Here is a 438-nt window from a genome sequence, read left to right on the forward strand (position 1 = left end):
TGCATCCGCCGTTGGCGGATCAAGCCGAATGCATTGCGTGGCTCGCTGCGGAAGTAGATATTCTCGGCCACTGTCAGATCCGGCATGATCGCCGTTTCCTGATGCGCGATGGCGATGCCGCGGCGGATAGCTTCGGACGGACGAGCGGGGCGATAGGTTTCGCCGGACAGCCGGATCTCGCCGCTGTCATAAGGCAGGTTGCCGGAAATGATGTTCATCAGCGTCGACTTGCCGGCGCCGTTCTCGCCGACCAGCGCCAGTACTTCGCCGGGCTTCAGCGTGAACGAGACATTCTTCAGCACCGTGTTGCGGCCGAACGCCTTGCAGATGCCGGAGACGGTCATCAATGGCGTTTGGCGGGCATCGGCGTTCGCGGAAACCATGTCTTTAATCCATTCAATTGGAGCGGCCTCAGATACACGACGCATGAAGCCGCTC

At 60.5% G+C, this 438-nt stretch carries 1 protein-coding gene; it reads right to left on the bottom strand.

The annotated features are described in order from the left end of the window. Nucleotides 1–383 (bottom strand): ATP-binding cassette domain-containing protein (locus tag AC1D0P_RS29895; protein ID WP_477680045.1); only part of this gene is annotated, 383 nt, incomplete at its 3' end. Between the last annotated feature and the right edge of the window lie 55 nt (nt 384–438).

This window comes from Polaromonas sp. P1_G2, from assembly GCF_056405515.1.